At 25.1% G+C, this 8,790-nt stretch carries 8 protein-coding genes; 7 read left to right on the plus strand and 1 reads right to left on the minus strand.

Annotation, left to right across the window (positions count from 1 at the left end; translation table 11 throughout):
* The 5 genes from WJW32_RS00010 to WJW32_RS00030 all read left to right on the plus strand — a co-directional run.
* The coding region (locus WJW32_RS00010) for a pre-peptidase C-terminal domain-containing protein (RefSeq protein ID WP_340253109.1) at nt 1–1,847 on the plus strand (1,847 nt) is incomplete at its 5' end.
* Nucleotides 1,848–1,932: 85 nt separating this feature from the next.
* Entirely contained in the window at nt 1,933–2,517 is a 585-nt protein-coding gene (locus tag WJW32_RS00015) for a hypothetical protein (RefSeq protein ID WP_340253112.1), read from the plus strand.
* Nucleotides 2,518–2,762: 245 nt separating this feature from the next.
* Entirely contained in the window at nt 2,763–2,984 is a 222-nt protein-coding gene (locus WJW32_RS00020) for a hypothetical protein (RefSeq protein ID WP_340253114.1), read from the plus strand.
* A 612-nt stretch (nt 2,985–3,596) separates the two neighbouring features.
* The gene (locus tag WJW32_RS00025; protein WP_340253117.1) at nt 3,597–4,235 is read left to right on the plus strand and encodes a CPBP family intramembrane glutamic endopeptidase; all 639 of its coding nucleotides are present in this window, start codon (nt 3,597–3,599) and stop codon (nt 4,233–4,235) included.
* Nucleotides 4,236–4,443: 208 nt separating this feature from the next.
* Nucleotides 4,444–4,659, plus strand: a complete 216-nt coding sequence (locus WJW32_RS00030; protein ID WP_340253119.1) for a zinc ribbon domain-containing protein — start codon at nt 4,444–4,446, stop codon at nt 4,657–4,659.
* Nucleotides 4,660–5,235: 576 nt separating this feature from the next.
* Here the strand turns inward: WJW32_RS00030 and WJW32_RS00035 are convergent.
* Nucleotides 5,236–5,544 carry a hypothetical protein gene (locus tag WJW32_RS00035; protein ID WP_340253122.1) on the minus strand — a complete coding sequence of 103 codons (309 nt, stop codon included), beginning with the start codon at nt 5,542–5,544 and terminating at the stop codon, nt 5,236–5,238.
* Nucleotides 5,545–5,690: 146 nt separating this feature from the next.
* Between WJW32_RS00035 and WJW32_RS00040 the strand changes: the two genes are divergently transcribed.
* Complete coding sequence (locus tag WJW32_RS00040) at nt 5,691–7,412, plus strand: HAMP domain-containing methyl-accepting chemotaxis protein (RefSeq protein ID WP_340253124.1); 1,722 nt, start codon at nt 5,691–5,693, stop codon at nt 7,410–7,412.
* A gap of 102 nt (nt 7,413–7,514) precedes the next feature.
* Nucleotides 7,515–8,681 carry a class I SAM-dependent methyltransferase gene (locus WJW32_RS00045; protein ID WP_340253127.1) on the plus strand — a complete coding sequence of 389 codons (1,167 nt, stop codon included), beginning with the start codon at nt 7,515–7,517 and terminating at the stop codon, nt 8,679–8,681.
* Nucleotides 8,682–8,790: the final 109 nt, after the last annotated feature.

Here is an 8,790-nt window from a genome sequence, read left to right on the forward strand (position 1 = left end):
AAGGAAATCAAGTAACATATTCTAATAATAGTAGCATTAAATCAGAAAAGATAAATATTCCTTCATTGAAAGAAGGAACATATTATATACAAGTTTATGGTAATAAGTACTATGATGAAAAGCCATATACATTAACTTATAATATAAAAGTAACTAGAGATGGATACGAAAATAATGGCTCTCTTGAAAAAGCAACAGTATTAAATGACAAATCCGGTACAATCAAAGGAAACATACATCATCCAAATGATTATGACTATTATAAGATACAATTAAGTGAAGATAGTAAGGTGGAAATAGATTTAACAAATTTGCCACAAAATTATTATTTAGCATTATTGAATGATAAAGGAAATCAAGTAACATATTCTAATAATAGTAGCATTAAATCAGAAAAGATAAATATTCCTTCATTGAAAGAAGGAACATATTATATACAAGTTTATGGTAATAGGTACTATGATGAAAAGCCATATACATTAACTTATTGTATAGGAGATGGAATTGATTCTATTGATAAATATACAATAAAAAATATAATAAAAGTTAATTACAAATACAAAGGTGATGAACAGTCTGTATATTTTTTAAATTCAGGAATTGAAAATGGAAAAATTAAATTTTATGAAGATACCATAGTTAAGGTTCAAACGTCATTAACACAAGCTATACCATATGTTATATCAAATGGTACTCTAGTACAAGCATTGACATTAGGTACTAACATACCAACAGCAAGTGATATAACTAAAAATACAGGCTTAAGAAGAAGTAAAAGAAGTATAGATAACTTTGATATTTTTTCACTTGAAGTAGATCTTGATAAAGTTGAAATTATGATTAAAGATTTTGTTTATAATGAAGCTTTTGGAATAAATAGGAACGATTTCACAGAGAATGAAATTAGAATGATAAATACAGGAATAGTAGCTGCTATAGGTTCAGATTATACTTTTGGAATAACTGATTTAACAAGTAAGCTAGAAGGAGAGGTATTTGAATTTTTTTCTGGAGAAAATATTGTAGAAAATAATAGAAATGATTATTATTATTGTTATGGAGAAACGAAAGCACATATTGCTGTAATGATATTAGCAGATGCTGAAAATGAAGTGATTAAGAAAAACTATGATTGGGTTAAAGATAGAATCAATAACTTAAGAAATATCAAAATATCGATACCTAAAATAGATTATAATTCAGCAAGAGTAGCAGTTGCTGGTGGAGGAGGAGTATGGGCAACAAGTGTAAGCACTACTGAAGTAGCCATTGGTGAAGCTGGAGCAACATTTGCTACTGGTTTTTATTTAGCGTCTCAACTTGGAGGATATAAAGCGAGTAAGAATTTACCTGATTCTCAACATAGAATGAATCGTGCTTCTAAAAAAAGTAGTTCAGGAATAAAAGAAGTTGCTAATAATAGATCAGAACTTGGTGAACTAGCAAAAGATCGTAATGGACATATGCAGAAAACACATGTTCAAGTTAATGATGTAGATATTAAAAATAGAAGCAAAAATAAACCTAATAGACCTGCAACAAGATGGAAAAGTAAAGATACATTATTTGATACATTAGAAGATGTATTAAAAAACAATAGTGATGATATTGCAGATTGGATAGATGGTAAAAATGGAGACTTTAATAATAGAAATGTAAAATTTATAACAGGTAAAAATGGAGAACGTAGATTAAGAATACAGTTTAGAGAAAATGATTCCTTAGGTTTTGGTTATAGAAATGAGCAAATAATTCCTAAAGAAGAAATTAAAAATGCTATATTTATTTTACAAGAAAGTCCTAATAAATATGGATTTGAATTTATTACAGGATATCCTTGTAAATAATTTATATATTTAGACTACTATGAAAGCTATAGTTTAGCATCTCAAATTATAGTTTCCAGAATGTATTATTAAAAGGAGCTGAATTATGATAGAAAATTTAGATAATAGGAAAAATAGATTAATAAAAGATTTAAAAAGTATCAAATTTAAACCTATATTAATAAGTAATCATCCTATATTGAAAATTAAAGAAGAAATGGTTAATAAGGTATATCAAGATGAAAATGACGTTAGAATTAAATGTTTTGAATTTGATGACGACTTTATAAATATATTAATAAATGAGTCGTTTGATAAAATATTCATACAATCTTTATTTCATACAGAGTCTTTGATTAATTTTTTTGAAGATAAATTTGTTGACTATGAACATATAAATGAATGTTATTATGAAATAAAAACAAATGAGAAAGATATAAAAGACACTTTTATACATCATTTTGAAGTTGGGGGTGCTATGAAAATTTTAGAAACAGAAGAAGAGTCTATAGAACTTTCTGAAAAATTATATAATGTTATTTGTGAGAATACAAATTCAGATTTATATCTTTATTTCACACCAGGAATATGGAACGATTATTTTTTTGGAGTAGCATGGGACGTAACATATATAATAGTAAATCTTACTACAAGAAAGCTATGGGTTATGTGCTTTACAGATACAGATTAATATAGAGTATTATAATTACAAAATGATCAAACTTTTTTACAAAACTAAATATAATTAAAATAATAAAGAGCTAAATTTTGATCAAACTTTTTTTCAAAATTTAGCTCTTATTTTTACGAAGAATCAATGCTTCCAAGAATTATTATGATCAAACTTTTTTATAAAACAACAAATTATATACATTTTTGTATATAATTACATGCTTTTTTTGTTTTTGCGATTGTATTCTACTTAAGCGAAAAATAATGGCTATTAAAATATATAGAAGAAAAAAAGGGAAAAGAACCTTAAGGACTAAAGAGAATGAGAATACTGAATCTTATGAGATTGAAAATTACAATTTAAGAACTACAGCAGATATAGGTGGATTAGATCGAGCTAAAGGACGGGTTGAAGTTATAATAAGAGATTTACCAGAAGAAAAGAAAGATAAAAAAATTGTAAATTATTGTAAAGATATCCTTTAATTATCATATTTATTATATAATAAATATGATAATTAAGGAAATCTATCATAATGGAATTTGATTTTTAAGGGAGGTATTTAGAATAAGGGGTAGCTAATATGTGTTAAAGATGTATTAAATAAGAGTAAATAATTCATATGTAGAAATAGTTTACGTTTGAAGGGTTAAGCATTATATTAAATTCAAGACATAGAAGTTATTCAAAGTGAAGATTACGAAATTATAGTTAAAAAGATTGTAAGCAGTATTAATAACTATATAAAAGAACAGGAGAAGGTGCGGTTGATTATGTAAACAAAGCAGAATACTCATAAAAAAATATTTGAATATAAAAATAATAATGTGATGAGGTGTAAAATGAAAATAAATAATTTTATAAAAAAGATTATAGATAAAAGTGAATATATATTTATATCGATTGGTCTATTGTTTATATGTTTTCTGATACAGTTACTTACAAATGTAATCCAAATTTTTTTGGGGATGCCATCCTTAGAAAAATTAATTACAGCAATTACATTGTTAATATCCTTTATATTAGTAGGAAAAATATTTTTCAATATTCACTATAGTGGGTTATTTGAAGAAATTAAATTGAGTAGATATGACTGCATGGATAATTTATTAATTACACTATTTTTTTCTTCAGTGGCTGCATTTATTAGTGTTTTGATATATCAAATTGATTTTATGATTAATCCAGATGTAACAAAATCGATTGGTTATTTTATCAAAAAATTAAATGATGCTGGGGTTTCTTATAATGATGCTGGTGCTTCTTATATGGATAATTTTTTTGATGTTTTAATTTTTATGATTTGGGTTGCAATTGCAGTAGGAGCTGAGGAAATTTTTTTCAGATACACTTTATATAAAGTTTTTGTTAAGGAAAAAGAGGATGTAAAAATTTTTATTATATTATCATCAATAATATTTGGACTTTATCATTTCACCAGTATATCTAGAGTTTTTGCAAGTCTAGCTACATCTATTTTTTTAGGAATTATATATATAATGACAAAAAATTTGTTGTATCCTTTTATTGCACATATTTTATGGGATTATTTTGTTTCAATATCTGGAAGTTTTATTGGATATTTTGAGTATTTCAATAATGTCAATATAAGTAAAGCGGTTTTTATTTGTGGATTTACAGAAATAATTATACTTTGTTTGTTAATTTTATTAAGTGCGTATGCATATTTAAAAAGAGGACATATTTTACCATTAAAAACTAGAAATAAAATATAGAATGTAAAAAAATAATTCTTCCATAATGACCAAAATCGTTTTTGTTGATAGAACATAAATTCTATATTCTATCTCATTATATATATTGGAATCTTCATCCTTATTAATAGATAATTATTGTACATATAATTAATAGAATAATATTCCATATATTCAATATTATGATATAATCATTTTGAATTACCAAATTAGATTAGGAGGGATTTTGATGGGAAATAAAGAGAAAAAAATAGATTGTTTAAGATGCGGAGAAGATATGGAGTATCTTAAACAATATAAGTTTGATTCACAAGATAATAATAGAGGGTTATTGAGTTCCTTGTTTGATGTTGAAGAACACTTGATACTGGATGTGTATGTATGCCCTAAGTGTAGACATACAGAATTTTTATATGCTGGAAAAGATAAATGGCTTGATATGTAGATAAGCTTACTGTTTATCCAACAGCTTCGGTTCTTGAAAAAGATTCTTTTCTAGGAAATAAGAATAATTATGAGTTAGAATTTGATAAAGATATAGAATATAAAAATCCTATAACACTTACTGTAGATGATTATGATAATTTAATAAACAAGACTTTTAAAATTGAAGTCAAATAAAAAACATATTTTATATTAAACCCATGTGATTTTAGGATGAAATCATATGGGTTTTGTGTTGTTATAGTTATTTATAAATTTAATGATTATAAATGGTTAAAAAAGTTCAGAAAATTCAGAAAAACTATTTATCTTTTCTGAATTTTCTGATATAATAATATTAACAAATACATAAAGAACAGGGGGATGATACCACCAGAGATAATAGGCAGAAGTTAAATTGAAATTTATAGAAAGGAGCATAAAAAAGAATATATAAAATCAAAAATAATTGAAAAATATTATAAATAAAGGAGTGAGTCCACCAAAGAATGAATAGTTCATACGATTTAGCAACATAAAAAGCTAATTCTTAGAGATAGATTTAAGAATTAGCTTTTTATGTTGCTTATTTTTATTTTTAACCTAAAAATTCAGGATTTTGTATATAATCTGAGCGAATTGCTTTTTGAAGTATTGTAAAATCTATTTTTTCATGGTCATGTTCTAGGTCACATTTATATTTAGATTTGCATTTTTCACATTCAATGTATTGATTAGAATCAGTTTTATCCCTTGTATCGAATAAAAAAGGAACATTAGAAGATTTATTTATAGATTCAATATTATTTGTATCTATTTTATATACATAAACATACTTTGCTTCGTATTTTAACGAAAAATCTTTGCCATTACAATTTGGACAGGATATAGATTTATTTATATTCAAAAGATCACCACCTTTTTCAGTAGTATTCCCATAATAAATTAAAAAATTATAACTAACACGTAGAAAAAATCATTGAATATAATGAATTAAAGAATGATACAAGCTAAGAAATATATTTAAAAATAGATAATAGGGGTGAATTGATAATGAAATTAAGCATAAGAAATAGATTATTCATATGCTTTGGTTTAATAATTACAATGATGATAGGATTAGGTATTTTTTCAATAAGATCAATGGATAATATAAATAAGGATTCTAAAGAAATGATGGAGCTATGGTTTACTGGTCTGAATTGTGTACATTCAATAAATGGAGATATAGCAGACTATAGAGGGAAAGAATATAGGCATATTTTTCTTACTGACGAAAAGGATATAATAGAAGTTGAAAAAGAAATGAAAATTATAAAAGATAATATATTAATGCATTTTGAAGATTATATGAAAACTGTTTATCTTGAAAAAGACAAAATATTAATAGAAGAATTAAAAAAAGAGATCAAATTGTATTTGGAAATAAGTGATGAAGTTGTTCAGTTAAGTAAAAATTCAAAAAAACAAGAAGCAAATACAATTATTTTAACTGAATCACTAGATGAATTCAAAAAAATTCAAGATATAGGATTGGAATTAGTGAAATATAATGAATATAATGCTCAAAATGATCATAAAGAGAGTACGCCAACATATGATAGTTTTAGAAAAACATCATTAACATTTATGTTTATAATTATAATCATAAGTATAGGGTTAGTATTGCTTATAAGTAAAAATATAAATAATAAACTTAAAATTACTATGAAAAGTTTAAAGGATACTAATGATTTTGATTTGAAATTCAATAAAGAATTACATGATAAAACAGAAAAATTTAAAAATAAAGATGAACTTTCAGATACAATATATGGATTAGCTGAAATGAGAAAATCTATTAGAAACATTATTATAAAGATAAAAGATTATTCAAATACTGTAGAAAATAATGCAAAGAATATGTATAACCGTATCAAAGAGACTTCAATAAGCTTTCAAGGCATAGCGGATGCAACTGATGACTTAGCAAAAGGTGCAACGGATCAAGCTATAAATGCAGAGCAAGCCGTATTAAAACTTGATAATCTTTCAAAAAATATAGAAATAACAGTGGAAAATTCAATTCAAATAGAAAAATATATAGATGAAATAAATAAAGTAAACGAAGAAGGTAATAAAGCCGTTGTAGGATTAAAAAAATCTATATCTGATAATATTAATATATTATCACAAGTAGTATCTCAAGTTGATACTCTTGATAATGAATCGAACTCAATAGGACAAATAACAGAAACTATAAAATCTATTGCAGATCAAACTAATCTATTAGCTTTAAATGCAATGATAGAAGCGGCAAGAGCAGGTGAAGCTGGAAAAGGATTTGCAGTAGTTGCACAAGAAATAAGAAAATTAGCAGATCAAGTTACTGATAATGTTGATAATATAGAAAAGACTATCAATAGTATTAAAATAGAAATTCATAGTACAAAACAAAAAATGTATGATTCAAAAGAGATAGTTTTAAATACAGAAAAAACATCTAATATGACTGAAGAAAAATTTGAATCTATCAGTAAGGCTATAACCCATATAGTTAAACAAATAGATAATTTAGTAAACAATATACAAAAAATAGACAATGATAAAAATGTAGTTGTAAACTCAATACAAGAAATATCGGCTGTTACAGAACAATATAGTGCGTCTACGCAGCAGATAAGCGCATCAATACAGCAACAAGCAGCTATAATAGAAGAAATATCTAATTCTTCAGATGAATTAGAACAAATTGCCAAAGAATTAAAAAATATAGTTGGTGAATTTAACCTATAATATTAGAAGTATTTGTACAACTCAATATGTTTGTACTTTAATAAATAAAATGATACTATATCATATATGAATACATTAAGATAAAGAGAAAGAGGATATGTTATGAATGCTAATGATTTAATTAAAGACATTATAGATAAGAAAGAACTTATTCAATTAGTTCTTAGTAATAAAAGAAACAAAGAACTAGAGTACAACAAAATAAACATAAGACCTATACAAATAAAGGATAACTTTATGTATCAGTTTACTTATGTATATTCTAATAAAGAAATACACAAAAATTTATCGCCTGAAGAAGCTAAAGATGAAATAATAAATAATATAAACGGAAATTTTAAACAAGCTCAGATGTATTGTGTTAATAATGACTATCAAATACTTGTAAATAAAAAACTAAAGGCTTCTGTATTAAAGAAAAAAGCAACTAAAAAGGCAGTTGATATATCTCATAACAGAAAGAAAAAATATATATTAGAAGAAGATGTTCCTTGTGATTTTCTTCAGTATCTTGGAGTTATGAATGAAAATGGAAATATTAAAAAACAAAAGAGAGATAAGTTTAGACAGTTAAATAGATTTTTGGAGATGGTCAAAGATGTAGAATCAAACTTTGATAAAAATAAGAAAATAAAAATTGTAGATTTTGGTTGTGGGAAGTCTTATCTTACATTTGCAATGTATTATTATCTTGTGAATATTGCTAAATTTAATGTAGAAATAGTAGGACTTGATCTTAAAAAAGATGTTATTGAGTATTGCAATAAGGTTGCTAAAGAGTTAAATTACGAGAATTTGAGCTTTCAGATAGGCAATATATCTGATTTTAATGAGTTTACAGAGGTAGATATGGTGGTAACTCTTCATGCTTGCGATATAGCTACTGACATGGCATTGTTTAAAGCTATTTGCTGGAATAGCAAGGTTATATTATCAGTTCCATGCTGCCAGCATGAATTAAATTCACAGATAAAAAATGATTTATTAAGTCCTATGTTAAAGCATGGAATAATAAAAGAGAGGTTATCATCTCTTGCAACGGATTCAATAAGAGCAAATCTTCTTGAAATACTTGGATATAAGACTCAAATATTAGAATTTATAGAAACGGAGCATACTCCTAAGAATCTTTTAATAAGAGCGGTTAAGTCTAAAGATGAAGTAGATAAATCTCTTGTAGATGAGTATAAAAAATTCAAGAAATTTTTAAATGCAAGTCCTTATTTAGAAAAGTTACTTGTAGAGAATGATGTAATATCGATAGATTAATAAATATAGAAAACACCCCCTTTGCTGAGAATTTCAGAAAAGGGGGTGTTAATATTTTTGTTTATAAATATAAATGATATAATTAAATTATGACAAAACTTAAAAAATT

This window comes from Tepidibacter sp. Z1-5, from assembly GCF_037844525.1.
Classification (GTDB): domain Bacteria; phylum Bacillota; class Clostridia; order Peptostreptococcales; family Peptostreptococcaceae; genus Tepidibacter_A.